The sequence below is a fragment of the Mycobacterium sp. OAE908 genome, assembly GCF_017872775.1.
Taxonomy (GTDB): Bacteria; Actinomycetota; Actinomycetes; order Mycobacteriales; family Mycobacteriaceae; genus Mycobacterium.
The window spans coordinates 2,744,296-2,769,954 of record NZ_JAGGJL010000001.1 but is presented as its reverse complement, the minus strand read 5'-3'; the positions used below and the strand labels follow the sequence as shown (position 1 = coordinate 2,769,954).

Annotated in this window: 25 protein-coding genes; 12 read left to right on the top strand and 13 right to left on the bottom strand. The window is 66.0% G+C overall.

All coding sequences use genetic code 11. The annotated features are described in order from the left end of the window. Positions 1-166 precede the first annotated feature (166 nt). The 4 genes from J3E61_RS13685 to J3E61_RS13670 are packed head-to-tail and all read left to right on the top strand — an operon-like array spanning position 167 to position 5,024. Positions 167-2,443 (top strand): MMPL family transporter, encoded by a 2,277-nt coding sequence (locus tag J3E61_RS13685; RefSeq protein WP_210085541.1) that lies wholly within the window; start codon positions 167-169, stop codon positions 2,441-2,443. Between the two features lie 3 nt (positions 2,444-2,446). Further along, entirely contained in the window at positions 2,447-3,508 is a 1,062-nt protein-coding gene (locus J3E61_RS13680; RefSeq protein ID WP_192725366.1) for a type III polyketide synthase, read from the top strand. 2 nt (positions 3,509-3,510) lie between these two features. Beyond that, positions 3,511-4,014 carry a hypothetical protein gene (locus J3E61_RS13675; protein ID WP_210083917.1) on the top strand — a complete coding sequence of 168 codons (504 nt, stop codon included), beginning with the start codon at positions 3,511-3,513 and terminating at the stop codon, positions 4,012-4,014. Next, positions 4,011-5,024, top strand: coding sequence for an NAD(P)/FAD-dependent oxidoreductase (locus tag J3E61_RS13670; protein ID WP_210083916.1), 1,014 nt, complete (start codon positions 4,011-4,013; stop codon positions 5,022-5,024). The genes J3E61_RS13675 and J3E61_RS13670 overlap by 4 nt, the downstream gene beginning before the upstream one ends. Here J3E61_RS13670 and J3E61_RS13665 read toward each other — a convergent pair. Next, positions 5,005-6,345: a cytochrome P450 gene (locus J3E61_RS13665; RefSeq protein ID WP_210083915.1), complete on the bottom strand. Its 1,341-nt coding sequence runs from the start codon at positions 6,343-6,345 to the stop codon at positions 5,005-5,007. The genes J3E61_RS13670 and J3E61_RS13665 overlap by 20 nt on opposite strands. Before the next feature lie 234 nt (positions 6,346-6,579). On the opposite strand from J3E61_RS13665, the gene J3E61_RS13660 reads away from it, so the two are divergent. Beyond that, a complete protein-coding gene (locus J3E61_RS13660; protein WP_192725370.1) occupies positions 6,580-7,044 on the top strand; it encodes a hypothetical protein in 465 nt (154 codons plus the stop codon). Position 7,045: 1 nt separating this feature from the next. Here the strand turns inward: J3E61_RS13660 and J3E61_RS13655 are convergent, their stop codons facing one another. Then, positions 7,046-8,488 carry a DUF4407 domain-containing protein gene (locus tag J3E61_RS13655; protein ID WP_210083914.1) on the bottom strand — a complete coding sequence of 481 codons (1,443 nt, stop codon included), beginning with the start codon at positions 8,486-8,488 and terminating at the stop codon, positions 7,046-7,048. Positions 8,489-8,653: 165 nt separating this feature from the next. Between J3E61_RS13655 and J3E61_RS13650 the strand changes: the two genes are divergently transcribed. Together J3E61_RS13650 and J3E61_RS13645 are read left to right on the top strand one after the other, a co-directional pair. Next, complete coding sequence (locus J3E61_RS13650) at positions 8,654-8,821, top strand: hypothetical protein (RefSeq protein WP_192725372.1); 168 nt, start codon at positions 8,654-8,656, stop codon at positions 8,819-8,821. Positions 8,822-8,840: 19 nt separating this feature from the next. Then, positions 8,841-9,200 carry a hypothetical protein gene (locus tag J3E61_RS13645; protein ID WP_210083913.1) on the top strand — a complete coding sequence of 120 codons (360 nt, stop codon included), beginning with the start codon at positions 8,841-8,843 and terminating at the stop codon, positions 9,198-9,200. Here J3E61_RS13645 and J3E61_RS13640 read toward each other — a convergent pair. The 6 genes from J3E61_RS13640 to J3E61_RS13615 are packed head-to-tail and all read right to left on the bottom strand — an operon-like array spanning position 9,195 to position 14,210. Then, positions 9,195-10,154 carry a homocysteine S-methyltransferase family protein gene (locus tag J3E61_RS13640; protein WP_192725374.1) on the bottom strand — a complete coding sequence of 320 codons (960 nt, stop codon included), beginning with the start codon at positions 10,152-10,154 and terminating at the stop codon, positions 9,195-9,197. The genes J3E61_RS13645 and J3E61_RS13640 overlap by 6 nt on opposite strands. Positions 10,155-10,181: 27 nt before the next feature. Continuing rightward, positions 10,182-11,741, bottom strand: coding sequence for an AMP-binding protein (locus tag J3E61_RS13635; protein WP_210083912.1), 1,560 nt, complete (start codon positions 11,739-11,741; stop codon positions 10,182-10,184). After that, complete coding sequence (locus tag J3E61_RS13630) at positions 11,738-12,601, bottom strand: SDR family NAD(P)-dependent oxidoreductase (protein ID WP_210083911.1); 864 nt, start codon at positions 12,599-12,601, stop codon at positions 11,738-11,740. Before J3E61_RS13630 ends, J3E61_RS13635 begins: the two co-directional genes overlap by 4 nt. Before the next feature lie 39 nt (positions 12,602-12,640). Further along, positions 12,641-13,039: an arsenate reductase ArsC gene (locus J3E61_RS13625; protein WP_210083910.1), complete on the bottom strand. Its 399-nt coding sequence runs from the start codon at positions 13,037-13,039 to the stop codon at positions 12,641-12,643. Then, positions 13,036-13,803 (bottom strand): aquaporin family protein, encoded by a 768-nt coding sequence (locus tag J3E61_RS13620; protein WP_210083909.1) that lies wholly within the window; start codon positions 13,801-13,803, stop codon positions 13,036-13,038. Before J3E61_RS13620 ends, J3E61_RS13625 begins: the two co-directional genes overlap by 4 nt. 5 nt (positions 13,804-13,808) lie before the next feature. After that, positions 13,809-14,210 (bottom strand): VOC family protein, encoded by a 402-nt coding sequence (locus J3E61_RS13615; RefSeq protein ID WP_210083908.1) that lies wholly within the window; start codon positions 14,208-14,210, stop codon positions 13,809-13,811. A gap of 101 nt (positions 14,211-14,311) precedes the next feature. Here J3E61_RS13615 and J3E61_RS13610 point away from each other — a divergent pair, with 101 nt between their 5' ends. Further along, positions 14,312-14,671, top strand: coding sequence for a metalloregulator ArsR/SmtB family transcription factor (locus tag J3E61_RS13610; protein WP_192725380.1), 360 nt, complete (start codon positions 14,312-14,314; stop codon positions 14,669-14,671). Positions 14,672-14,691: 20 nt separating this feature from the next. Then, the gene (locus J3E61_RS13605) at positions 14,692-15,192 is read left to right on the top strand and encodes a hypothetical protein (RefSeq protein WP_210083907.1); all 501 of its coding nucleotides are present in this window, start codon (positions 14,692-14,694) and stop codon (positions 15,190-15,192) included. 41 nt (positions 15,193-15,233) lie between these two features. Here the strand turns inward: J3E61_RS13605 and J3E61_RS13600 are convergent, their stop codons facing one another. The 5 genes from J3E61_RS13600 to J3E61_RS13580 all read right to left on the bottom strand — a co-directional run bounded on the left by J3E61_RS13600 (position 15,234) and on the right by J3E61_RS13580 (position 23,553). After that, positions 15,234-15,521 carry a hypothetical protein gene (locus J3E61_RS13600; protein ID WP_192725382.1) on the bottom strand — a complete coding sequence of 96 codons (288 nt, stop codon included), beginning with the start codon at positions 15,519-15,521 and terminating at the stop codon, positions 15,234-15,236. Positions 15,522-15,574: 53 nt separating this feature from the next. Beyond that, entirely contained in the window at positions 15,575-18,658 is a 3,084-nt protein-coding gene (locus tag J3E61_RS13595; RefSeq protein ID WP_210083906.1) for a lantibiotic dehydratase, read from the bottom strand. A 14-nt stretch (positions 18,659-18,672) separates the two neighbouring features. Beyond that, a complete protein-coding gene (locus J3E61_RS13590; RefSeq protein ID WP_210083905.1) occupies positions 18,673-20,829 on the bottom strand; it encodes a peptidase domain-containing ABC transporter in 2,157 nt (718 codons plus the stop codon). Beyond that, positions 20,826-21,290, bottom strand: coding sequence for a hypothetical protein (locus tag J3E61_RS13585; protein WP_210083904.1), 465 nt, complete (start codon positions 21,288-21,290; stop codon positions 20,826-20,828). Before J3E61_RS13585 ends, J3E61_RS13590 begins: the two co-directional genes overlap by 4 nt. A gap of 358 nt (positions 21,291-21,648) precedes the next feature. After that, a complete protein-coding gene (locus J3E61_RS13580) occupies positions 21,649-23,553 on the bottom strand; it encodes a PD40 domain-containing protein (protein WP_210083903.1) in 1,905 nt (634 codons plus the stop codon). 7 nt (positions 23,554-23,560) lie between these two features. On the opposite strand from J3E61_RS13580, the gene J3E61_RS13575 reads away from it, so the two are divergent. From J3E61_RS13575 to J3E61_RS13565, 3 genes are all read left to right on the top strand, one after another. Beyond that, a complete protein-coding gene (locus J3E61_RS13575; RefSeq protein ID WP_210083902.1) occupies positions 23,561-24,292 on the top strand; it encodes a hypothetical protein in 732 nt (243 codons plus the stop codon). A gap of 94 nt (positions 24,293-24,386) precedes the next feature. Next, positions 24,387-24,983, top strand: coding sequence for a TetR/AcrR family transcriptional regulator (locus J3E61_RS13570; protein ID WP_210083901.1), 597 nt, complete (start codon positions 24,387-24,389; stop codon positions 24,981-24,983). A 190-nt stretch (positions 24,984-25,173) separates the two neighbouring features. After that, positions 25,174-25,653 (top strand): hypothetical protein, encoded by a 480-nt coding sequence (locus J3E61_RS13565; RefSeq protein WP_210085540.1) that lies wholly within the window; start codon positions 25,174-25,176, stop codon positions 25,651-25,653. Positions 25,654-25,659: the final 6 nt, after the last annotated feature.

Sequence of the window (25,659 nt, the reverse complement as noted above, 5' to 3'; positions counted from 1 at the left end):
GTGCTTAACGCGCTCCGAAGTTGATGCGCAGCAAAGCAACTGGTTTCGACGACGACACGCACTTACCACCGTACGTCGAGCAGGCGACTCCCGCATGTAGCGAGGTATTGAACAACTACCGCATGAATTTCGTTGAAGGGACAGGGCACCGATCGGAGGACAACCGCTGCTGCACCGCATCGCCGAATTGGCCATCGCCGCACCGCGACGTGTTATCGCTTCCGCGGTGCTGCTCACTGTCGCCCTCGGAATATTCGGCGTCCCCGTCGCGAAAAGCCTTTCTGCCAGTGGATTTCAGGACCCGACATCGGAATCGGCCAGGGCAACCGAGATCTTGACCGACAAGTTCCACCAGGGCGACGTGCAGTTGCTGATCGTCATCTCAACCCCCGACGGCGCCGACAGCGCCGCTGCTCGGGCCGCAGGCAACGAAATCGTTGACCAACTCCGTAGTTCGCCACACGTCGCGCATGTCACGTCGGCATGGACCGCGTCACCGCCCGCCGCCGCTGATCTGATCAGCCGCGACGGCTCCTCGGGGCTCGTCGTCGCGGGCATCACCGGCGACGAGAACCAGCAGCAGCGCTACGCCAAGGAGTTATCCGAGGCGGTGGCAGGCGACCATGACGGCGTCACCGTCCGGTCTGGCGGGGCCGCGATGGTCAACGTCCAGATCACCGAGCAGTCGCTGCGCAACCTGCTGGTGATGGAGTCGCTGGCCATCCCGCTGAGCTTCCTCGTGCTGGTCTGGGCATTCGGCGGGCTGGTGGCCGCCGCGCTGCCAGTGGCCGTCGGCATGATGGCGATCCTCGGAGCGCTGTCGGTGCTGCGGCTGATCTCCTTTGCCACCGACGTGTCGATCTTCGCGCTCAACCTCACCACCGCGATGGGCCTGGCGCTGGCCATCGACTACACCCTGCTGATGATCAGCCGGTTCCGCGACGAGCTTGCCGAGGGCGCCGGCCGCGAGGAAGCACTGGTGCGCACGATGACGACCGCGGGCCGCACCGTCGCGTTCTCCGCCACGACCGTCGCGCTGTCGATGGCGGTCCTCGTGCTCTTCCCGATGCATTTCCTCAGATCGTTTGCCTACGCCGGCGTCGCGACGGTGGCGTTCGCCGCGGTCGCCGCGATCGTCGTCGCACCCGCTGCACTGGTGCTGCTCGGCGATCGACTGAACTCACTCGACGTGCGCCGACTGATCCGCCGCGTGTTCGGTCGCGCCGAACCGCAACCCGTGCCCGTCGAGCGGCGGTTCTGGTACCGGTCCGCGAGTTGTGTTATGCACAAAGCGATTCCGCTCGGACTGGCCGGCGTCGCGCTGCTGTTGCTCCTCGGCGCGCCGTTCCTGAGCGTGCGCTGGGGCTTCCCTGACGACCGCGTGCTGCCCCACTCTGCGTCGTCTCATCAGGTCGGCGACCAGTTGCGCCGCGACTTCGTCCACAACTCCGACGCCGCGGTGACCATCGTCATCCCAGACACCACCGGCGTCACTGGAGCCGACATCGGCAGGTATGCAGCCGACCTGTCCCGCGTGCCCGATGTGTCCGCGGTATCTGCGCCCACCGGGACGTTCGTCGACGGCAACTGGGTCGGCCCGGTGTCCGCACCCGCAGGCCTGGTTGCCGACAGCGCTTTTCTCACCGTCGACAGTTCGGCCCCGATGTTCTCCGATCGCTCGGAAAAGCAGCTCGACCGCTTACACGCCGTACCCGGCCCGGCCGGCAAGCAGGTGGACATGACCGGCGCGGCGCAGACCAATCGCGACAGCGTCGACGCGATCACCTCACGGCTGCCGCTGGTGCTCGGGCTGATCGCCGTCATCATGTTCGTGTTGCTGTTCCTGCTGACCGGCAGCGTCGTCATGCCGCTGAAAGCGTTGGTGCTCAACGTGCTTTCTCTGACAGCCGCGTTCGGTGCGATGGTGTGGATCTTCCAGGACGGCCATCTCGGCGCACTCGGCACCACACCCACCGGGACGCTGGTGGCCAACATCCCCGTGCTGTTGTTCTGCATCGCGTTCGGCCTGTCGATGGATTACGAAGTGTTCCTGGTTTCACGGATCCGGGAATTCTGGCTGGCCTCAGGTAAGACCCGAGCCGACAACGAGGAGAGCGTGGCCCGCGGCATCGCCTATACCGGGCGGATCATCACCGCCGCCGCGCTGATCATGTCGATCTCCTTCGCAGCGTTGATGGCCGCCGAGGTAGCCGTGATGAAACTGTTCGGCCTCGGTCTGACGTTGGCGATCCTGGTCGACGCGACGCTGGTGCGGATGGTGCTGGTGCCTGCGTTCATGCACGTTATGGGCCAATGGAATTGGTGGTCACCGCAGTGGATGGTCGGTGTGCACCGACGGCTCGGTTTCAGCGACGGTCAAGCACATGCGCAGGAACCGCACAGTGGCGAGATCGAACCGACCGGCTCCGGGCCACGTGTCTAGTACGTGAGCGTTATTGCAGGTGTACACGGAGCAGTTCCCCCGCATCGATACAGCCAGGATGAGATCACCGACGCATTCGTCGCTGCTCCCGCCTTCGCCGGATACGAGAAGGCCGTGCGCAGTCTGCACGCCAGCGCGAAGGTCGACGGCAGGAATCTCATCCTCCCGATCGACGAATACCCGATGCTCGGTGACTTCGGCCAAACCAACGACCTCTTCATCGAACACGCCGTCCAACTCGGCTGCGAGGCCTTGTCGGGCGCGCTCGAGGACGCCGGCCTGCAGCCCAGTGACATCGACCTGATCGTCACCACGACCGTCACCGGCATCGCGGTGCCGTCGCTGGATGCCCGCATCGCAGGCCGCTTGGGTCTGCGGCCCGATGTCCGTCGCGTCCCGATCTTCGGTCTCGGCTGTGTAGCAGGCGCGGCAGGTATCGCGCGGCTGCACGACTACCTGCGCGGGGCACCCGACGATGTCGCCGTGCTGGTGTCCGTCGAATTGTGCTCGCTGATGTACGCGGCCGCCGAGCCGACCATGGCCACTCTGGTCGGCAGCGCATTGTTCGCAGACGGTGCCGCCGCCGTCGTCGCCGTCGGTGACCGCCGTGGCCTGCGCGACGGCGTGGCCGGACCCGATGTGCTCGCGACACGCAGCCGGATGTATCCCGACTCGCTGAACATAATGGGTTGGGACGTCGGCGCTTCGGGCTTCCAACTCGTCCTGTCCCCCGATCTGCCAGACCTCATCGAGAAGTACTTCGCCGACGACGTAACCGGCTTTCTCGCCGAGCATGATCTGACGGTCGACGACATCGGCTCATGGGTGTCACATCCCGGTGGGCCAAGGGTTTTGGAGGCGATCAACAGCGCCCTCGACCTCGACGACAACGCACTGGAATTGTCCTGGCGGTCGTTGGCCGAGATCGGCAACATCTCGTCGGCGTCGGTGCTGCACATTCTGCGCGACGCGCGCGCCAAGCCACCACCGGCAGGCACGCCGGGCCTGTTGATGGCGATGGGCCCAGGGTTCTGCGCGGAACTGGTGTTGTTGCGCTGGCACTGAACATGGTCGCCTATGTGCTGTTGATCGCCGCAGTGGCGGTCGAACGGATCGCGGAACTCGTTGTTTCGCAACGTAACCTGGCATGGAGCCGCACCCGCGGTGGCGTCGAGTTCGGTGCGCGGCACTATCCGGCAATGGTCGCGTTGCACACCGGTCTGCTGGTGGGCTGTCTGATAGAGGCCATGTATCGCCCGTTCCTGCCTGCCCTTGGCTGGCCGATGTTAGCGGTCGTGCTGGCCGCACAGGCGCTGCGGTGGTGGTGCATCACGACACTTGGCCACCAATGGAACACGCGTGTGGTCGTGATCCCCGACGCGGAGCGAGTGACCGGCGGTCCGTACCGGTTCTTCTCGCACCCGAACTATGTCGCGGTCGTCGTCGAAGGTATCGCGCTGCCGTTGGTGCACACGGCGTGGATCACCGCGGCGGCGTTCACGGTGCTCAACTTCTTTGTGCTACGGACCCGTATCGGTGTCGAGAACACCGCGTTGGCGAGACTGCGATGATCGACCTGCTCGTGGCAGGCGGCGGACCGGCCGGGCTGGCCACCGCGATCTTCGGTGCGCGTGCCGGGCTGGAAGTCGTGGTGGTCGAGCGACGGGACGGCCCCGTCGACAAGGCGTGCGGTGAGGGACTGATGCCGCATGCGCTGGCGCTGCTGGACAGCCTGGGCGTGGATCCCCCGGGTAAACCGTTTCACGGCATCGCCTACGTCGACGGCACGCACCGCGTGACGGGGCGGTTCCGCGGCGGCGCCGGCCGCGGCGTGCGAAGAACCGCGCTGCACGCAGGGTTGTTGAAGGCGGCCGCCGATGCCGGAGTGCGCATCGAGAACGGCGATATCGGGCCAGTAAGTCAGAGCGCAACGTCGGTGTACTGCAGCGGTTTTCAGGCGCGATATCTGGCCGCGGCCGACGGGCTGCATTCGCCCCTTCGCGCCGCGCTTGGACTGGCCAGGCCGTCTCGTGGGCCGCGCCGGTGGGGCATCCGCCGTCATCATGTGATGACACCGTGGAGCGATTGCGTCGAGGTGTATTGGGCTGACGCAGCCGAGGCGTACGTCACGCCGGTCGGAGACGACTGCGTCGGCGTTGCGATACTGACGTCGCACAAGGGCGGCTTCGATGCGCACCTGGCTGCGTTTCCCGCACTGCGCGAACGGGTTCGCGGTGCGGCGCACGGTCCGGACCGGGCGGCGGGACCGTTGCACCAGCGGGTGCGTGGTCGGACGGCCGGTCGGGTGTTGTTGGTGGGTGATGCCGCGGGCTACATCGATGCGCTGACCGGGGAGGGTCTCGGCATTGCTTTCGGCGCGGCGAAGCTCGCCGTCGAGTGCGTGGCGGCGGATCAGCCGCAGGACTATGACCGGCGCTGGCTGCGGATGTCGCGGCGGTACCGAATGCTGACTGCGGCGGTGCTACGGGGAACCGCGTCTCCGCTGCGCCCGCTGATTGTTCCTGCGGCAGCACAGTTTCCGCGGGTATTCGGGGGCGTCGTCAACCTGCTGGCTGAGTAACCACCGGCGCCGTGCGCCGCGCCCGCACGCGAATTCGTCCGCCCTCGCGCGGGACGAAGATCACGTGCTTGACCCTCTGCGTTTCGCCGGGGGCCGTCGTCGTGGCCAGCTCGACCCTTCGCAGGATCTCGCGGAGCACGATCCGCATCTCGACCATCGCGAACGTCGCGCCCAGGCAACGCCGGTTGCCGCCACCGAACGGGAACCAGGTCGTCGGGCTCAACGTCGCGCCTACCATCCGGTCCGGATCGAATCGCTCCGCATCGGGATACAGCTCGGAGTCGCTGTGCACCAGGCCGATTGCAGGCACGACCATCACACCTTCAGGCAATTGGTAACCGGCCAGCTCCACCGGTTGCTTCAGCACCCGGCCCACGTCGGGCACGACCGGCCGGATCCGCAGGGTCTCCTTGGCCACCGCGTCAAGATATTCGTCGTCTCCGGTGTCGGCGGCATGCACCGCTTTCGCCAGTATCGCCGGGTGGCGCGTCAACCTTTCGAGGGCCCATGACAGCGCGGTCGCGGTCGTATCATGGCCTGCGACAAGCAAAGTCATCAACTGGTCGCGCAGTTCGCGGTCGCTGAGCGTGCGTCCGTCTTCGTCGGTGGAGCGCACCAGCATGGCCAACGCGTCGGTGCGCTCGTCGAGGTGCGGGTCGGCGCGGCGCTCGGCGATCTCGGCGTACAGCAGGCGGTCGGCCTCTCGGATGCGTTCCGCTAGTGTCCGCCACGGGCGGAGTTGTTGCAGGCGGGGCCAGGCAAGCGCGACGGACGTCCACTGGGTGACGTTCAACAGCTTTGGCATGACTGCGCGCAACGCCGCAAGTCGCGCCGGGTCGCTCGCGCCGATGACCGTCCGCAGGATCACCTCGAGGGTGATCTCGGATGCCTTCGGCGCGACTGCGAACGGCCGTCCCACCGGCCATCCGTCGATGTTCGCCGCCGCGATCTCCGTCAACTGCTCGACTTGTTTGGCGACGGCGTCGCGGTGAAACGGCGGCAGCATCAGCCGGCGCCGTTCGCGATGCACGTCGTCGTCGATCACCAGCACCGAGGTGTCGCCGAGCAGACCGCCGAGGATCGCGTTGGCCTCGCCTGCGTGGAAAACACTCGGGTCACCGGCGAACACCTTCTTGATCTCGGCCGGCTCGGTCAGGTACACCATCGGCGGGGTCATCGCCGCGCGAATCGTGAACACCTTGCCGTAGCGACGCCTGCATGCGGCGACGAACCGCGGCCAATAGCGCAGGAACACAATCATCTGGAGCCACTTGGGCAGTGGAGGGCCCGGCGGCAGCGCTGACGCCGTTATTCGACTCATGCCTAACAGGCTACTCGGCCGGTGCCGTGTTGAAAACTGTTCGCTGGGGTGCATCGCAGCGGCAGACGGGCCACGGCGCAGCAAAGGACCTGCCCGACGCGCGGTGGTCGTTCCGTTGCGATATCAAAGACGCATCACCGTATTGAGGAAACGCCTTCTGCGCGCGTCCATACGTGGTGCAATTGTTTGCTAGGGGCACATAACGGGGTGTGCACAACAACCGGGGGGGTTGTGATGACGGGGAAGCTCATTGTCCTAGCCGCGGCTGCCGGGGCAGCAGCCGCGATGTTCGGGGCGGGCGTGGCCAACGCAGAGCCTGACCTGACGGGCATGACGTACTCGGACGCGAAGACGACCATCCAAAACATGGGCGCGACCCCCCAGGTGTCGGCGAGGGTTGGCGACCGGTTATCCGAAAACGACTGCCTGGTCACCGGGCACACCAGATCGGCGAAGCCACCGCACGGATTCCCAGGAGCCGGGTCGAACATCGTGCTCGTAGCGCTGGATTGCAACGGCAACGTCGCATCGGCCACCAACCCTGGCTACTCGGCGGCGAGCCCGGAGGGCCGTGCTGTCGTCAAGGAGCAGCAGAAGAAGGAGTGGCTGGCGACCGACGATGGCCAGGCCTATTGCGTGAAGGCCGAGAAGCAGCATCCCGAGTGGGGCAGCATCCCGGGCTGCCACCCCGAGGGCTGACCTACTTCGCCGACGGCAGTTGGCGAGGACTGTCTCCTGCGCTCAGTTCTGAGTACATGTCGCGCTCTGTCATCGTTTGTTGACGATCCGCAGCCGACACGGCCGCCCCGTGCTCCTCCGACTCGACGCTGACCTTGTGCGTGCGCCGCAGTGAGAAGTGGATCTCCTCCGTCTCTTCGAAGACCTGGCGTGCACTGCGCAGCGGCTTGGTTGTGGTGTCGATCGCGGTCGCGATGATCGGCGGCACGAACGGACGCAGCCATCGTGCCGCGGCCTTGGTGACGTCCGGGATCGTCGGAATCAATGACGTACCCGGCTTCGGCTCGTCTTCGACCACCGCAGGCAGATTGTCCGATGCTTCTGCCGCTGGCAACTCGGGCGTCGGTTCAGCGACCCGTTCTGACTGCGTGTGTCGTGGCGTCGCGTCGAGCGCTTCCATGACGCGGCGGCGCTGCTGTTCGCGGTCGATCTCGGTCTGCGCCTCGACGGCAAGCCGAGCGCTGGCCAATTGCTGTTCAGCCCAGAGCGTTTCGACGGCGGTGCGCACCTCGGCACGCTTGACCGCGATCGCGGTGTCGGCCGCCAGTTCGGCGCGCTCGACCTCCGCGCGCGCCGCCCCGCCCCGATCCTCGCTCGTCCGGCCGCGCCACAGCCGAAGGAGCAGGGGTAGGAGCAACAGCAGCGAGAAGAACGCGATCGTCGCAAGCCGCAGCAACATTGCTCCGGGGTTGGCGAGGGTGTGGTCGTTCATCGCGACCCAACGCGCACCAAGACCGTGGTCCGCGTCCTTCATCGCCGAGGCGCGAGCCCGCTCCAATGCCTGGTCGCGCGCGACGATCTCGGCGTCGAGCCCGGGCGCCAAGCGGTCACGGTTGGCCACCGCGGTGTCCAGCTGCCGCTGGCTGTCCGCGAGAAAGTCTGTGGCCGTACGTGTTTCGGGTCCGGACCCTGGCACGCCGGTGATGTGGGTCTGCGGGCAGGCCGGCGACGGGTGGAACTCGCAACGCGCGACGACGAGCGCCGCGTCGCGCTGGCGCCCGGCATCGTCGACCGCGGTATCGAGCGCGCTGCGGGTAGCGCGGGCGCGGTCGCGCTCGGCGGCAGCCTGTGCGACGACGGGCGTCGCGTCGGCGGTGCGTGCGGCGCGCTCGTCGAGAGCGCGATCGATCGGACCGGAGAAGATCACGACTGCGGCGAGTTCACCGACGACGGCACCCACGCCGACCGCGACGGCGCCGCGGCCGAGGACGCTTGGCCAACCCGGCGCCGGGCCACCGGCGACGGCCCAGCTCACGGCGCCGACCAAGAGGCCGAAAACCAGCGTCAACGGCACAATGACGAGTGTCGAAACGTGCGTCGCCGCGGTCATGACGAGGATGGCGACGAGCCAGGCCGCCGCAGCGGTGATAAGCGTCAACAGGTGACCAATTCTGTTGGCAGACATGGAAACTCCAAACACTGTTACTCCCCCATGGCGCGCCATCACGTCGGCGCGGATCCCCGGAATTCTCTCATAGTGTCGATATGCGCGCTCCGCGCGGTGGTGTCCGCCTAGGATCGGGCGGATAATCCTGAGCAGCCTACGAAGTGCCATTGAAGGAGGTGGTGGATGACAGAGAACCGCAGCGGCCCCGGCCATGACTACGAGTACGACGAAGCACACGATGCGCTGGCCCAACCCATAGCCACGACGCCGGTGCCGCATCGCGTCGACGCCCCGACATTGCCCCTCGATCCCGGCGGGGACTACGGATACGACGAGGCTCACGATTTCTGAGGCTGACGACATAGAAGCGATGCTCGTCAGCGTCCCCCCCGAGGACCTGGCGAGAGTCCTGATGCCGGCGTTCCTCGAAGGCACGGACCTCAGCGAGGCGAAGCTCGTGCGGTGGCTGCATCGCAAGTACCCCGACGCCGCAGACGGCGATACCGTGTGGCTGGAGCGGCCGGTACGCGAGGCCCTGCAAGTGCTCGAGCATGCCGAACTCATCTACCTCAGCCGGTGGTCGGACTCCCCGCCGCAGTGGCGCGTGACCCGATTGGGCGTGCTGTGTCTGAACGAGGGCGAGGATTCCGTCCGTCAGTGCATCGAGGATCGGATCGCACCACCGCGGCAACCCGCCGCCGATGCCGACCAGGTCGTCGACGAGCTATAGCGTCATCGCGTCCCGCGCGGCATGCACATTTCGCGCAATCTCGTCGAGATGCGTGTCCCACGTGCCGCAGCAGCCACCCCACATGTCGATGTGCGGGTACTGCTCGGCCAGCCCACCCATCAACTCGCCGAGCTGCGCGGGGTCGCCCGACTCGAGATGGCCGAGCGTGCAGAGTGAGATCTTGTCCATCATCGCGGCATTGGGTCGAAGCACGCGGACGCGCTCGAACCAGCTACCCGGCTCGATCGCCGGCATGAACTCGAGTGGGTGTGAGCAGTTGATGCCGTAGAACGTCGGCCTGTCATCACCGGCCTGCGCATCGACCGCCTCGACCGCTTCTTTGAGAGTGGGCCCCGACACGAGTCGCTGCGTGCTGTTGTCAAGCGTGAACGAAACCGAAAGCGGCAGGCCCACCCTCGCTGCGGCACGGGACAATCCGACCACTTCGTCGACACCGTTGAACGTCATCGCTTCGACCACGTCGACGCCTGCCAGCGCCAGCGTCGCGAGTTGGACGCTGTGGTAGTCCTCGGCCTCGGCGGCGGTGATGGTCCGGTTCAACTCATAGGCGTCGCCGCGCGGGCCGACAATGCCTGCGTACAGGAGTGCCGGAAGCTGCCCTTGATACGGCTTGGCCACCTCGCGAAGGAAATCGATTGCGCGCAACTGCATCTCGGCCAGCGTGGAACCGGGGTATCCGAGTAATGACGCCCAGTCCGGGCTCGCCCGGTAGTCAAGGCCGCCCATGACCACACCGAAGCCGTGGCGCGCAGCGGTGTCGAGGTATCGGCCGTACATCGCGCGCAGCTCCGCCATCGCGCGCGGGTTGTCGAGCAGCGGCAGCATCGCGAAGTGCGGCAGCTCGTAGCCGTACTTGTACATGATCTCGGTCTCCTGACCGCCCTCGGTCAGGTAGTTCAATCCTGGTTGCTGCGACGGGAATTGTTTTGACATGACGCCCCCTTGCCGGGAGCGTAACCGTTAGCCCGATTGAGGCAGGTCGTTTCGCAGCACCTTGCCAGCCGGATTACGAGGAATGCGCTCGACGATCTGAATGTCGCGCGGTTGTTCGAAGCGAGAAACTTTGTTTTTCAAGTACTCTCGCAGCTCGGCTTCGTCGATGGTGGTCTGTGGCACCACGTACGCGGCAAGCCGCTCCCCGTAGTCCGGGTCGGCCACCCCGATCACCGCGTTGTCGGCGACGTCGGGATGCTCGGCGAGCGCATTCTCGACAGCGCGCGGGTAGACGTTCTCGCCGCCGGAAACGATCATGTCGTCTTCACGACCGACGATGAACAGCCGCCCGGCTTCGTCGAGGTAGCCCATGTCGCCGGTGTCCATCATGTCGCCGACGACGCCCTTCGTTCCGCCGCCGGTATAGGAGTCGAAAGTGAGGTCGCCGCCGACGAAGATGCGACCCGTGACACCGGGCCCCACGCGCCTGTCGTCGTCATCGAGAATCGCCACCGGGCAGCCCGCAACGGGCCTGCCCACAGTTTCCGGGGCCTGGCGCAAATCGGCGGGCGTAGCGAGTGCGCCGATCCCGACCTCCGACGAACCGTAGCCGTCGTAGATGACATCGCCGTACGCATCGGTAAAGCGTTTAGCCAGACTGGGATCCAGTCGCGCCCCGCTCGAGATCACCACACGCAGCGACGGCAACGGATTTCGCGTTCGCACCTCCTCGGGAAGATCAAGAATGCGCGCAAGCATGACGGGCACTGCGGTCAGCGCGTCGGCACGCCATTGGGACGCCTGGGCCAGGGTCGCTTCGGCGTCGAACCGACGCAACACCAGGGCGGTCCCACCCAAACCAATGGTGAGGATCAACATTCCGAACCCCAGACCGTGAAACATCGGCACCGCCACGGCGATTCGCGCGCCGATACGGAGTCCGGTGCGATCCAGAATCGTGGCGCCCACACCAAGCGCAGAGACGATCTTCGGTTTGCGCGGCACACCTTTCGGCGTCCCTGTCGTACCGGATGTCAAAAGAACGATACGTCCGCCCGCAGCCACCTTCGGCCGCGAACCGGTCTGGTGCGCTTCGGCTCCCGCCGGATCGATGACGGTATGCGCGCCTGCCGCCCTGGCATTCTCGGTGAACTCACCGTCGCAGACGACCGTCGTGACGTGATGCGTCTGCAGCGCAGAGGCAAGGGCTTCGGTACGAAAATCGGTGTTGAGCAACACCACGTCGGCGCCGACCAATGCCGCAGCGAAGACAGCCACCACAAAGCCACGTCCATTGCGGCACAAGATGCCCACCGCCTGCCCGGCCTCTGCGCCACGGGCGCGCAGTTCGACGGCCAATGACTCAGCACGCCACTGCAATTCGCGATAGCTGATCGGTCCGTCCTCGTCGACCAAAGCCGCACGCGAAGGCCATCGCGACGCCGAGACGGCCAGCAGAGTGAACGGATTCGTCCCACCGCGAGCAGCCTCGCGTACCACGCCGAGCAGCCCACTTGGCCCCGGCGGCGAAAGCAATCGAGAACGCAGCAGCGCCCGAGCAGCCGTCGTCAACACGTGGTCGGTCATTGTTCGTCCGATTCTCGGGTGCGCCGGTACCAGACTTGGGTGGCCCGCTCCACGGGCGCGCGAAGAAACACCGTCGTCAACTCCGCCGGCCACACCCACCACGGCGCAATGGTCCTGGGCCGCTTGATGATCGCCCTCGCCACGATGTCGGCGGCCTGATCGGGAGACAGGCCCGGCACGTTTCGCAGGCTCTTCGTCGGCTCCACCATCCGGGTGTGGATCAATGCCATGTAGATCGACGTGACGTCCACGCCGTCGGCGTGCAGCTCAGGAGCAACGCTGCGCAGCCACATGTCGAATGCACCCTTCGAGGCCTGGTATGCGCCCCAGCGCGGTCCGGGTGGCACGCGCACGCCGACACTGGAGATGTTCACGATGTGTCCGCTCCCGCGCTCGCGCATCGCGGGAAGCAGCCCGAGCAGCAAGTGAATTGGGCCCAGGTAGTTGACACCGATGGTCCGATCGAAGTCATGAAGTCGGCCGTACTGTTGGTCCAGTGGTCGCCGGATCGACTTGCCCGCATTGCTGACCACGATGTCCGGCGGGCCATGGGCCTGAAGTATTCGATCAGCCAATGCGGAAACATCGCCGTCGCTGGTGAGGTCTGCAGGCAGCGCGATCACCCGCTCGCCGCGAGCGGTGGCGGAGACTGCCAGGGCATTGAGTTCATCCGCCGACCGCGCGACGGCCAGCACCGTCGCGCCTGCCGCGGCGAGTTTGATCGCGGTGGCGTTACCCAACCCGTGCGAGGCACCGGTCACCACCACCGTCCTGCCGCGAACGGCGGTGCGCAGACGGTCCGGGTCCGACGTTCGCGGTGGATTAACGAGCCTGTCGATGGCTTTGGTCGCCACGTTCATCGACCCTTGGATACCGCCGAGCAGCGAAGGCTAAACGAGTCAAAGGAGGAGCTCGGTCAGAAGTTGGCGAACTCGGCGCTCGATCTCATCGCGGACGGGCCGTACTTCGTCGACCGGCCTGCCTGCCGGGTCGGGCAGCACCCAATCTTCGTATCGGCGGCCCGGGATGACGGGGCAGGCGTCACCGCAGCCCATCGATACGACGACGTCCGCCTGCTCGACCATCTCCTGCGTCCATCGCTTGGGCTGCTGACCGGTGATGTCGATGCCGACCTCCGCCATCGCTTCGACCGCCGCCGGGTTGACCTGATCCGCGGGTTCGGATCCGCCGGAGTAGGCGACCGCTCTGTCACCCGCCAGCCGGGTGAAATAGCCGAGGGCCATCTGCGAACGACCGGCATTGTGGGTGCACAGAAACAGCACAGTCGGCTTCGTCATCGTCTCTCCGAATCCTCGGTGGGCGTTGAAGGTCCGTGCGGCACAACGACTTCGTCGGCACTCTGCTGAACATCGGGATACAGCACAACCACCAGGGCAAGTCCGACGACCGCACCGACTATCTGAGCCGCGATGAACCCCGGCGCCGAAGAAGGTGCTATCCCGGCGAACGTGTCGGAGAAGATGCGACCGATCGTGACGGCCGGGTTGGCGAATGATGTGGAGCTGGTAAACCAATATGCGGCACCGATATACGCGCCGACGGCTGCCGCGGACAGACCTGCCCGGCCCGTGCGCGCGAGAGCGAAGATCACCGCGACGAGGCCAGCGGTTGCGACAACCTCGCCGACGAGATGACCCACCGTGACACGGTCTTTCGTCGAGATCTCCAATACTCGACGGTCGAACATCAGGTTGGCCAACAGCGCGCCGAGGACACCACCGGATACCTGAGCAAGGCTGTAGGCCAACACGTTTCCACCGGTCATGCCTGTCCCGGCGCGCCGACCCAAGAGCCAGTCGGCGGCCGAGACGACAGGGTTGAAGTGAGCACCGGAGACCGGTCCGAACAACAGGATCAGCACGGCGAGCCCGAACGCGGTGGCGATCGAATTCTCGAGCAACTGCAGCCCCACATCGTCAGGCGACAGTTGAGCCGCCGCGATGCCCGAACCAACTACCACGGTCACGAGAAGCCCGGTGCCGACAAACTCGGCCAGCAGCCGTCGGCCAACGGGGTGGTCCGCGCCGGTCCTGTTGTTCACCGGCGTCAGCAGCAGGATGCCGGGGTCTGCGAACCGAACGTCTCCGAGTCCGCCAAGACGGTGTAGACCTCCCACTTCTCGCCCGCGGGCCCGGTGACCCAGACCTTGTCTTGCTTGGCGAAGCAACAGGTGGTGCCCATTTCCTCCTCGGTGAACAGGCCCTCATCCGCCAGGCGAGAAATCTCGGCATGCACCTCGTCGCTGGACTCCACCTCGACACCGAGGTGGTTGATGGTGCCGCCCTGACCGGGGTTCTGCAGCAGCACGAGCTTCAGCGGCGGCTCGGCGATGGCGAAGTTGGCGTAGCCGTCCTTGCGCTTCGCGGGTTCGGTGTTGAACAGCTTTGAGTAGAACGTGATCGCTTCGTCGAGGTCGTCCACGTTGAGTGCGAGCTGAACACGGGACATGATGACACCCTTCCTGGGTTGTGAGACATATATCGAAATGGCGCCGCCCTCATCATGCAAACCTTTTTGATATATGTCAACAAGCCTGGCACCATGGGTTCATGCCCAAGACGTTGCCGACGGTCGACATGTCCGCCCCGGTCTGCTGCGCGCCCGTCGCCGCCGGACCCATGAGCGACGATGCCGCCCTGGAGGTGGCGTTGCGCCTCAAGGCGCTGGCCGACCCGATGCGGGTCAAAATCATGTCGTGCCTGTTCGGTTCCTCGGCAGGCGAAGAGACGAGTGGGGATCTGGCGGCGGTGCTGCTATTGAGCGAGTCGACGGTGAGCCATCACCTCGGTCAGCTGCGCCGGGCCGGCCTCGTTGAATCCGAACGTCGGGGCATGAACGTCTTTCACCGTGCTCGCCCCGACGCGCTGACCGCGCTGTGCACGGTGCTCGATCCCAACTGCTGCACGTAATCTTCTGCGACACTCGGGCAATGACCCGCGACGGTCTGAGCAGTCTCGTCGGCGTGAGCGCCGGGTTGCTCGCGTTCGCGGTGTCGCTGTCTGCGCCTGCCGGTGCCGACGCTGCGTCCTGGAACGGCGAGTACGCGATCACGTTCATCGTCGGCCCGAAGGCGGGAACGAGCGTCGCCGCCGGACAGCCTGAGAGCCAGTACACCGATACCTACACGTTCAGTTCGAGCTGTGCGGGTGGAAAGTGCACCGCCACGATCGTCGGCGGCCCTGCACCGAGGAATCCCACGGTGCCGCAGCCGGTCCAATTCACCTGGGACGGGTCATCGTGGACACAATCCAGTGAGTTCCAATGGGATTGCATGATGCCCGACACGACGATCGAGTGGGACCCCGCCCGAGCTGACGTTCGCTACACGCCCCAAGCCGACGGAACGCTTGCCGGCACGATGCACACCGAAATCCTGAGTGGCACTTGCCAAGGCACGCTCGAGATGAACATGACGGCCGAGCGCGTCTGACGCGAGCGCGGGCCCACCGGCCCGCCTCGCGCGACCCCGGCTTAGCCGCCCGACGGGTTGAAGACGCGGCCGCCCGACGGGTTGAGAACAGAGCCGCCCGACGGGTTGATCACCGAAGTGCCAGCCGACTGAACAGAGCCGCCCGACGGGTTGATGACCGACGTACCCGAAGCGCGGATCACCGAGGTACCCGAGCTGATGGTCTGCTTGTCCGTGCCGGCAGCGGTGGATACGCTGGCGCCGCCGCCGTGGGCGATGCGCAGCTCGCTGTCGGTGAGGGTGCGGATGCTCTGCCGGCGCAGCGCCAGCTTCTTGCGGTTGGTGTTCATGATCTCTCCTGTTTGTGGTCGCGGCCCCTGGTCGGCCGCGTCAGAAGAGAGCATCAGTTGTCGCGCTTGGAACTTTCTTGGCGCGGCACCCGGGCGAGACGGCTGGCGTAATCGCGGTCAAGAAAGCTCAGCAGGACGAGTTCGTGTGTGCGCGCGGCGGAGCGCAGCAGCCGAATGGCGTTCAGGTGACTGAAACTGCGCAACAGGTTAGGGAAATCCTGGGTCAAAAGACCGCGTCGGCCACGGTCTGCGAGCTCAGCCAGCAGCGGGACGAGCTGTTCGGAGCGTTGCCGGAAGACCTGGCGCGCCGACTCGTACGGATGGTCTGCGGTGTCGTCGAGCAGCGCTGCGAGACCTGCGCGCTCGGTGCGCCAGCGAGCCCCGATGCCGGAGTCCAGAGTCGGTGCGTTCGGATACTCGATCCGGTAACCGGCAGCGCCGTCCTTGGACCACTGCCGGCGCTGTTGGATGTCGAGGCCGGCGTCGGCCAGCAGGCGGTCTGTGGCATACAGGCACAGCTGCCAGCGTGCATCGGCCAGCTCTTCGTCGTCGAGCATGCTGAGCACGGCCAGCACCGCATCGCTGTCCGCCGCGTGGATCTGCTCGGCGAGCGCGATGCCGTCGTCGCCGCCATACCGCTCTATCTCGCGGTGGTAGGTGTCCAACGCCAGCTTCGACACCATGCCGTCGGCGAGGTGTGGGGTCACTGCGTCGGTGAGGGCCGAAAGCGCTTGCTCGCGAAGCGCGGACGGGTCGCCGTGAAGCCGCAGCCGCAAATGGTGCTCGGGATCGCGATACCGCAGAAAAAACCACTGATCGATGACGCCGTCCTGCCGCAATCCGTTGATCACCGGTCCGATGGTTTCGGTGAGGATGCGGTCAGCGGTTGCGGTCCCGGTGTAGATCTTCAGGTAGAGCCACTCGCTGCCCGGCGCGAAAGTGCGTTGCACCCGAGGTGGATGCCACGGCTCTGGGCTGGGCGCCGGCTCGGCGCGCCGGATGAACGGCACGATGAGTTCCTGGGCGAAGCGCCCCTGCGGGCCAGTGGCGACATCGTCGCGCAGCACCTCTTCCACCACCGCGCCGGTTCGACCGCGCAACACTTTGGCGGCGGCGGCACTCAGCGCGGGGCTGGTGGTGTCGACATACAACCGGTTGTCGCCGTCGGCGATGAGCAGCTCGGACGGGAGGCCACGCTGCCGGCTGAGGGTCGACCAACCGTCGGCCGCCTCTGCTCCCGTGACCAGGCTGAGCTCGGCGTGCGAAAGCCGCCAGCGGGCTCGGGCCAACACGAGCCGGCCTGCGGTGACGCGCGGCAGGGTCGGCGCGTTAGCCACCGCACCCCAGTCCCATGCCAGCCCAGATGCGACCCCGGCCCGTTGAAGTGCCGCGAGGAACCGGTACACGCCGAATCCACGCCAGGCCGGGTTGTGAGCAGTGGTCAGGCGCGGCCGGACCTCGACGTCCAGCCGTGGGCTGTAGAGGACGAGACGCTGCCCGTCCATGCGCAGAGTCAGCTCGTCGACATGTAGTTGACGGTCGGCCGGAACCCCCGAACGTCCAAGCAGGACCAGCTCGTAGTCGCGTAACACCGGCCGGGCCAAGATGTTGCCGATCCTGCCCTCCGGCAGGTGGACGAGTTCGGCGAACACGACGCCGGGCGCATGGTCCTCTTCGGCACGCAGGTGGTCTCGAACGGCATCGTGGAGTCGCGCGTCGCCGTGACAGAACCGGCCGAGCAGCTCGGCCCCCGAAGGGCCGGTGGCGCTGTGGATTTCGATGCCGTCCTCGAGCATGCACGCGAATACGGCCAACGTGTCCGGCAGCGGCAACGGTGTGCCGGTCGCAAGGCGTGCGACGGTTTGCGCGTCCAGTTCCAGCCTGTCGGCACCGCTGTCGCGGGCGCGGATGACCATGTCGAGAAGTGCGGCGTCGCGCACGGTGAACTCCGATGAGCCGGCTACGCCTCCGAGATCGAGGCCTGCCAACAGCGGCGACTCGTCGGCGGCGGGATGTGTCGACCGGTCGTACCCGATGCCCATCTCCTCGTCGAGAGCCTCCATCAGCGGGACCTCGCGATCCTCGTAGCGCTCGGCGAACTCGGCCTTGAACCGTGACAGCGCTGGATCCTCGCGACCCGAAGACAACCGATGAAGCAGGTCCACCGCCTCGGTGAGCAACGCGACGTCGCCGCGCCCAAGGGTCAAACCCGTTCCCGCACGGTGCAAATCGACCTGGACCAGTCGGGCATCGTCGCCTCCGCCCGCGAGGTCGAGCAAGGTTTCCGTGACGGCGGCGTAGCGCTCGGGCGGGTTGCCGACACCGGCGGCATCCATCCGCGCGAGTTCCTCGGCGACCAGTTCCAGCGCGTGGACCGACTCCCCGAGGTCGTGCTCGCGCAGCGACGTCAGAACGTGGGTCAACGGTTCAGGGCCCGTCACTGCCGGCTCTGCCACCGGGGTCAGCACCTTCGCCTCGACGAGCGCATCCACGTATTCACGTGCCTCGTCATGGTCGACACCTGTATGCGCCTGGACGGCGGCAGCGATCTTGTTCACCAGGCAGCCACCCGCGGCCGCATCCAACGCGACCCGCAGTGGCTCGTCGTCCTCGATCACGACGAGGTGGTGGGTGCGACGGCCTTGCCGCAGCCGGCTTTCGATGATCCGCATCGCACCGGCCGCGCGGTATCGGCTCGAGTTGGGTTCGACAACCATCGCCGACCGCGTCGACGGCTCTGCAATGAGCCGGTCAACGAGCGATGCCAGCACCTCGGTGTCCGGCCGGCTGTGCCGACTGGTCCCTTCCGGCCCGTCGACGCACAAGGCGGTCGTGTCGCCGATCGCTCCCACCGAGCATCCCGCAAATAGTCCGAATGGTGTTGCGCGCGTGCACATTCGGACGAGGTAGGCGGTCACTGCAGCGGCCACCCGGTCATCGGCGTTCCCGTCGGTCAAGCGGCGCACCAACCCCGGCGATGCGAGATAGAGCGCTTCGCGAACGTCCGGCCGATCGGCCAGGGTGCGCCAGTACTCGGGGTCGGCGCGCAGCCGGTCCAATTCCTCCATCGGCAACAGCGGGGCGCGCATCACGAAGAACCCGCTTGACGTCAGCGGGGTTCCGCTTCGCTTGCCCACGTGACTGCCCTTCTCTAGTGCGGAGTTTCGCCGACGAGCTGACCGGACACCAGTTGCGCATAGTGACCGCCGGCCGCAAGCAGATCGCGGTGACGGCCGACCTCGACGACCCGGCCGGCATCCATCACCACGATGTGGTCGGCGTCGATGACGGTGGCGAGGCGGTGCGCGATCACGATGACGGTGCATTGCAGTCGCGCGATGTTCGCGTGCACATGCGCTTCGGTGACGGTGTCGAGATTGCTTGTCGCCTCGTCGAGCAACAGGATCCGGGGCGACGGCGCGAGCGCCCTGGCAAGGGCCAGCCGCTGGCGTTGCCCACCCGACAATGAGGCGCCCGCGTCGACCAGCGGGGTATCCCAGCCCATGGGCATGGCGCGGATGTCGTCAGCGACACCTGCGATCTCGGCGGCGGCCTCGAGTCGGTCCAGTGGTAGATCCGGGTGTCCCAGCACGAGGTTGTCTCTGATCGACAGTCCGAAGATGTAGGGGTCTTGGGTGACGACCCCGATCTGGGAGCGCACGCTGCGCGGGTACAGGGTGGCCAGGTCGATTTCGTCGAGCAGGACGCGACCCTGCGACGGGGGGTAAAGCCCCAGCAGCAATCGGCCCAAGGTGGACTTGCCGGAACCCGAGCGGCCGACGATCGCCACCAATTGCCCTGGGCGCACGTCGATATCGGCAGCATCGACGGCCGGCACACCGTGCGCGTGATAGCGGAAGGTGAGCCCTTCGGCGCGCACCGCACCGGTCAATGGCGGAGCAGGCCGCAATTCGCGGCCATCGGTCTCGGTCGGTGTGTTGATGACGTCTTCGATGCGGGCGAGGTAGCTGCCCAGCAGCTGGATCTGCAGGGCGGTGCCGACCAGGACGGCAAGCGGTTCCAGGAATGCGCCACCGAGCGCGGCCAGCGCGAGCATCGTGCCGAGCGAGAGCTGACCGCTGCCCACGAGGTGAGCGCCCACCAATAGCACCGCGATCGGCGACAGTAGCGCCAGGCCGTGAATCGCGGTTTCCACCGCGGCGGAGAGCCGACCGCGCCGCAGCGAGACGTTCATCTCTGCGATGAACAAGTTGGTCCAATGCGTCACGGCGCGCCGTTCTGCGCCTGCGGCTTTGAGCGTTTCCACCGCCGAGAACATCTCGTAGGCGTACGACTGTGATTTGGCTTCGGTGGCCAGCGCCTCGCCCATCAACTGTTGGTTGCGCCGCCTCGCGGCCAACAACACCGCGACCTGCGCTGCGCCCAATGCGACGACGAGGACACCGAGCAGGGGAGACAGTGCCAGTATCGCCACCAAATAGAACGTGGCCAGTGTGCCGTCGAGCAGGGCGGCGATGGTGCCGGTGGTGAGGATTTCGCGGACAGTCGCGTTGCTGCGCAACCGCATCATCAGGTCGCCGGATGATCGCTTCAAGAAGAACGCATACGGCAGATCCACCAGGTGTTCGAGAAAATCCAGCGTCATGTCGACATCCAGGCGGCTGCGCAGCCGAAGCAACAGATGCGCCCGCAGGAAGTTCGCGATCACTGAATAGCCGACAAGCGCGACCATCACCGCCGCAATGACTTTCAGCAGATGCTCGTCGTTGGCGGGCGCGATCCGGTCTACGACCACCCCCGTCAGCACCGGCACCGCAAGTGCCATCAGCCGTACCACCACCGAGGTGGCCAGCACCTTGCCGAGGCCACTCGATCGTCTCAACAGTCGGAGGGCGTGCTGCCACGCACCGTTGGTTGCCCGGCCACCCGCAGTGAATTCTGCGGAGGGTTCCAGCAGGATCGCGACGCCGCTGTACAAGTCGTCGACGGCCTGCCAGCTGACCCGGTAGCGGCCTGCGGCGGGATCGACCACCGTCACCCCGCGGCGCGACGTCGACTCCAGGACCACGAAATGTGCTTGACCCCAATGCAATACGCTGCCGCGGGGCAACACCCCCAGGTCGTCGAGTTCGGTTGCCACCCCGCGGGCGCGCAGACCGTAGGTAGTGGCGGCTTCGGCAATCCGCAGCGCGTCGGTGCCGTCACGACCGGTGCCGGTGGCGGTATGCAATTCCGACAGCGGAACATGCCTGCCGTGATAGGCCAGGGCCATCGCGAGCGCCGCTGCGCCGCAATCCGCCATCTCGGCCTGCGCGACGTAAGGGATCGCGCGCCGGCGCCACCTCACCACAGTCTCGGCAGCAGCACTGTGATCAACCGTTGCCGCCCCGTCGGTACCAGCAGTTGGCCTGTCGATTCCGGGCCGGGCTGCTTCAGCTGGGCCACCACCTCGGTCGCACCGACGTCAACTACGACTGCGTCATACGTTGCGCCGGACGGGGTACGGAATTGGACCGCACTGCCCTGGGCGGGCGCGGGTCCGCGGTTCACTGCTGGGAGTACCGCAATCACCGAATTGCCTTGCACTGCAGCGGGCAACGACTCGCTGCGCGCGACGGTGACCGTGCCCGCCACCACCGCACCGGCGACCAACAGCACGCCAAGAGCGGCCAGCCCGGCATCAATCCAGCCCGGCTGCTTGATCAACTCCCCCGGACGGGCACCTCCTGACTGACGGTCGCGCCACCGCTCACGAAATACCGATTCGTAACGAACTTCGCCGTCGTCGGTCATGCTGACCTCGCTCACTCTGCTCACCTGCGGCTTCGCCACCGTCATTGTGGCCGCTGGCGGTGAGAGACGCGGCAAGTTCGCCGCGACCGTCGCCCTATCCCGGCGGATAGGAAACCCTTCCCTCAAAGGTGGGGAATCTGGCTTTCCGGCGATTACCGAGTGCCGCGTTGATGACGACTATTGAACTATTCCGCAACGAGCCTTGAGGAGTCCGACATGTCTGACCTTGCGCTTCACCGCCCGGAGACAGACGCCGTCGATTGGCGCGCGCTGGCGGACCAAGTCTTCCCCGCAGATGCACTGCGGTCAGTGCCGGCAGTCAACCCGTTCGTTTTGTCCAGGAAGTGACCGCACGAGCACGTGCCATCACCGATTACGCGTTCTGCTGGGCTTCCAGCGCGGCCGCCGGATCCGGCAGACTCTGCACGTCGCCGTCCACGCTGGAGGTGACGAATCCGGTCAACGACTGCTGAAACGCGCTGATGGTGGCATCGGCCTTCAGGTAGCCGGTGTGCGTTCCCGTGACGGTGACGTCGGCGAGGTAGTGCACCGTCGTTTGGCTGCCGTTGTAGTCGGCAGATTCGGTGCCGTTCAAGATCATTCCGTCTTCGTTGACGTAGTTGGTGTAGGTGACCGTGCGGATCGTGCGCGTCGCATTCGCCGGATCCGGCGCCTCGCTGACCACCGCGGTGCCGCCTCCGACGCCCGCATACGTTCCGGTGGCCGGCAACGGCGTCGTCGTCGCGACGTACGTGGCAAGGCTCGGGGCCCACGAATCCGAACTCGGAGTTGACCTGTCCACAGCCACCGGCCCGACGCTGGTCGTGTACTTCAGGTTCGCAATGACAAGCCGTGAAACGGTCGGGTCGGTGATGCTTGACTCCCAGAAGGTGACCGCGGTGCCGTCGGGATTCCAGCTGGGCATGCTTCGTGCGGCGTATCCGTCGCCGGTGTCGAACAGCGGAATTCCGTTCTCGCGGTTGAGCTCATCGCCCAGAGCCACCGCCCACTCCTGGTTGGAGACGTTGACCGGTTTCGAATAGAACCCGTATACGGGCGCGCCGATGTAGACCGGCAGGAAGTTCTGCCGAATGATTCGCGTCATCGGCGTCAGTGCGTCGAGCCCGCGCGTGCTTCCGATCGCGATCCACTGCTCGTTGGGTGAGAAGTCCATGTCCTCGTCGTAGTCGAGGCTGGCGGTCACCCGGTGCACCGCGCCGGTGGCCAGGTCGACCTCGATGTCGTCGACGTTGCCCGCGTCGAACTGCCCGCCGAGGATCACCACACCCTTGCCGTCAGGCGTCCACTGCTTGCCCTCGCCGGTCGGGTAGACCACCCGCGGGTCGGTGACCTCGTATCCGGTGGCGGTGCGGTTCAGCGTGCCGACGATCGGCAAGGCTTGCAGAAGGTTGTTGGGGCCCAGCACGATTCGGGTGAACAGCACCTTCGTACCGTCTGGCGAGACCCTCATCTCGCGTTGCCTGTCGAGGATGATCCCCCCGCCGGCCGGCGTGCTGATGGGCACCAGCTGCGGGCCGCTGACGCCGTCTTCCAGCATCGAATAGCGGGGTGGTTGACCCGCCACGTTGACCAGCACGAGCACTCGGCCCGAATCGTCTTCGACCGGAACCGGTTTGGCCAGGTTGCCGGTTTCGCTCAAGGTGACGCCACAGGTCACGCAGTGAGCGTTGGTGCCGTCGACGTTGACCTGATAGATCTCGGAGCGGCCGCCGGCCGTCGGTTGACCGGCAAAGTAGATGGACTTTCCGTCTGCCGAGTAGCGCGGATTCGCCGGGCTACTGATCCCGTTGGGCAGGTCGAGGATCACGCGCGAGACAGTGGGATTGAGAACGGACAGGCCGATCGTCGCCTGATCGCTGTGCGGACTGAACAACCCAAGCAGGTTGAACTTTCCGTCCGCGACGGACACTGTGAACGAGTCTGTCTGTGCCGCAGTGTAATTGATGTCGTCCGGCGTGTAGGTGAATTTGCCGGTCGCCTGGTCGATGGTCACCGTGCCGTGCTGCGGCGCCTGGGTGACCTTGTAGGTCAACGCGTCGCCCTCGGGATCGGTGGCGCCGATGTTGCCGGTGACAGTTTGGCCGGTCTGCACCGTCGTGGTCGGGTTGTAGTCGATGGTCGGCGATTGGTTGAAGAGGTTGCGCCGTACCCACGCCAGCACTGCCCACACGACCGGGGTGACAGGTTCCGGAGTGGACGGAGCAGGCGCCACGAACGGTTTGAGCAGGCTGGTGACGACGGTGTTGAGGAATCCCACGACACCGGTGACGGGAGTAGCGAGTTGCGGCGTCGGCGCTGGTGTGACGGGAGCGACGGCCGAAGTGGTGAGCGTTGCGCTTACGGCCGATGGCTCAAGCGTTTTCGCGACAGGCGTCACCGTCGACTCGGAGACGGTCGCGGAAGTTTTAGCCGTCCCTATCGAGGTTGCCTGCGTCGACGAAGCGGTGCTCAGCGACGTGGTTGCGGCACTGACGGTCGCGGTGTGTTTGGAGTTCGATTCGGTCTTCGCCGGAGTGGTTTTCGGCGGCGCGGGCTCGCTCGACTTCGGTTCCGTGCCAACACCACTGGTGCGCGCTCCGCCGCTGCTGCTCACGGTGACACCGGAGCCGACCTCGGTGCTAGACGACGTCGTGCCTGAGGTGTTCGGGGTGCCGGTCGGCGTCGTAGCGGTATCGGTGGACGTCGGTCCGCTGGTCGCGGTGGAGGCGCCTGCGGTGGTGGTTCCCGTGGACGGCGTGGCCGTGGATCCCGTCGACCCACTGGTCGAAGTCGTGGACGCCGAACTCGTCGACGACTCCGAGGACGTGCCAGTTGTGTCGGCGGCGGCCACCCCATATCCGGTCGCCACGGCGGCGACCAGCCATGCCGTCACTGCCATGCCGCCGTATCCGCCGAGCCTCGCAGCGCTGTGGGCCGCTCTCGCAGCCGGCGCGGGTGCCGCGAACAGGGGGTTGACGGGACGGTTATCGGTCATGGGCTCGACTCCGATGGCGTAGCGACCAATTCTGATCGATCGATCAAATGATAAGGTGGCGCATGTTTAGCACGCGCCGATATCTGGGGTCAACCCCCTCGCGGCTGGGAGCGTGAATGCCGACGCCGCGTAAAGCGAAAGACGACGGCGGCACCCGACGCCGGCTGATCGAGGCGACCGCGCAGATCATGCACGACGAGGGCTATGCGGCTGCCACGTCACGCCGGGTGGCCGCGAGGGCCGGCGTCAGACAGCCTCTCGTCCACTATTACTTCCCGACGATGGACGATTTATTTCTTGCGGTGCTGCGTGAAGGTGCCGACGCCGCACTAGATGAGATGCGCGCCGCGCTCACCAACGACGATCCGCTTGGCACGCTTTGGGCCATCAACAGCGACTCTCGTCGAACCGTACTCAACGCCGAATTCATGGCATTGGCCAACCATCGCAAGGCAATTGGCGTTGAGCTCGCTGCGTACGCTGAACGGGTTCGCGATATCGAGACCGCCGCCGTCACAGTCGCGCTGCGCGCCAGCGGCGTCGACTTGGGCACGTACCCGCCGATCGTGGTCTCGATGCTGATCGCGCAGATCGCGCGCAGCCTCTGCAACGAAGCCGCCGTGGGCGTCACCCTCGGTCACGACGAGGCGCGCCGCTTCGTCAAGCAACAGATCGACGCGCTGACCAAACCCTCCACCGGCTCGCACGGTTAGTCTCGCTCGCCCCGCCGATACGGTCCGCAGGCTCGTCCATTGACCGTGATGCGGCGCGGCTCTGCGTGTTGACAGCCCACGCCCCATCGTGTCAACTTTCTGATCGATCGATCAATAAGCGACGCGAGGGGTATCAGTGGGCATTCGGCTCGGCCGGAGGATCGGTGCGATCGTCACCGTGGCAGTGGCAATGGGTGTGATCGGCAGTGTGGAGCCGACGACTTCGGCATTCGCCTCGAACTTCGGCGTCGAGCTCAACGGCACCTATCGGGTGATCTCGAACGGTGATTGGGCGAAGAGCAACGAGGTCTTTCTGGATGAGAAGACCGTGGTGCAGACGTGGACGGTGACGTCGAGCTGCACAAGTCCGATCATGTGCACCGGCACGGTGACCAGCGACCAGGGCTGGAGCGCCCCGATGAGGACGACCGGCGATTACTGGAGCGTCGACCGCATCGTGGAGAACTGGATGCCCTGCCCGGACGGTACCGCTGCCCCTGGCGCGCAGAACTTCAAGTTCTGGGGCTGGGATCCGGTGAACAGCTACCGGAATCTGAAGATCGTCGACCTGCTGGCAGGCAAGAACAGAACGGTTGCCGCCAGCGGCGCGTGTGGGGTGAACAGGCCGCTGGTGATCGAGCTTCCGATGCGCCTGGAGAAAGTGTCGTGACCCGGG

Coding starts and splice junctions, on each gene's coding strand:
- J3E61_RS13640 (WP_192725374.1), bottom strand. CDS start 10,154: ATGTCAAAACAATTCCCGTCGCAGCAACCAGGATTGAACTACCTGACC.
- J3E61_RS13665 (WP_210083915.1), bottom strand. CDS start 6,345: ATGAGTCGAATAACGGCGTCAGCGCTGCCGCCGGGCCCTCCACTGCCC.
- J3E61_RS13650 (WP_192725372.1), top strand. CDS start 8,654: ATGACAGAGAACCGCAGCGGCCCCGGCCATGACTACGAGTACGACGAA.
- J3E61_RS13660 (WP_192725370.1), top strand. CDS start 6,580: ATGACGGGGAAGCTCATTGTCCTAGCCGCGGCTGCCGGGGCAGCAGCC.
- J3E61_RS13645 (WP_210083913.1), top strand. CDS start 8,841: ATGCTCGTCAGCGTCCCCCCCGAGGACCTGGCGAGAGTCCTGATGCCG.
- J3E61_RS13610 (WP_192725380.1), top strand. CDS start 14,312: ATGCCCAAGACGTTGCCGACGGTCGACATGTCCGCCCCGGTCTGCTGC.
- J3E61_RS13635 (WP_210083912.1), bottom strand. CDS start 11,741: ATGACCGACCACGTGTTGACGACGGCTGCTCGGGCGCTGCTGCGTTCT.
- J3E61_RS13605 (WP_210083907.1), top strand. CDS start 14,692: ATGACCCGCGACGGTCTGAGCAGTCTCGTCGGCGTGAGCGCCGGGTTG.
- J3E61_RS13570 (WP_210083901.1), top strand. CDS start 24,387: ATGCCGACGCCGCGTAAAGCGAAAGACGACGGCGGCACCCGACGCCGG.
- J3E61_RS13630 (WP_210083911.1), bottom strand. CDS start 12,601: ATGAACGTGGCGACCAAAGCCATCGACAGGCTCGTTAATCCACCGCGA.
- J3E61_RS13655 (WP_210083914.1), bottom strand. CDS start 8,488: ATGTCTGCCAACAGAATTGGTCACCTGTTGACGCTTATCACCGCTGCG.
- J3E61_RS13670 (WP_210083916.1), top strand. CDS start 4,011: ATGATCGACCTGCTCGTGGCAGGCGGCGGACCGGCCGGGCTGGCCACC.
- J3E61_RS13625 (WP_210083910.1), bottom strand. CDS start 13,039: ATGACGAAGCCGACTGTGCTGTTTCTGTGCACCCACAATGCCGGTCGT.
- J3E61_RS13600 (WP_192725382.1), bottom strand. CDS start 15,521: ATGAACACCAACCGCAAGAAGCTGGCGCTGCGCCGGCAGAGCATCCGC.
- J3E61_RS13615 (WP_210083908.1), bottom strand. CDS start 14,210: ATGTCCCGTGTTCAGCTCGCACTCAACGTGGACGACCTCGACGAAGCG.
- J3E61_RS13565 (WP_210085540.1), top strand. CDS start 25,174: ATGGGTGTGATCGGCAGTGTGGAGCCGACGACTTCGGCATTCGCCTCG.
- J3E61_RS13675 (WP_210083917.1), top strand. CDS start 3,511: ATGGTCGCCTATGTGCTGTTGATCGCCGCAGTGGCGGTCGAACGGATC.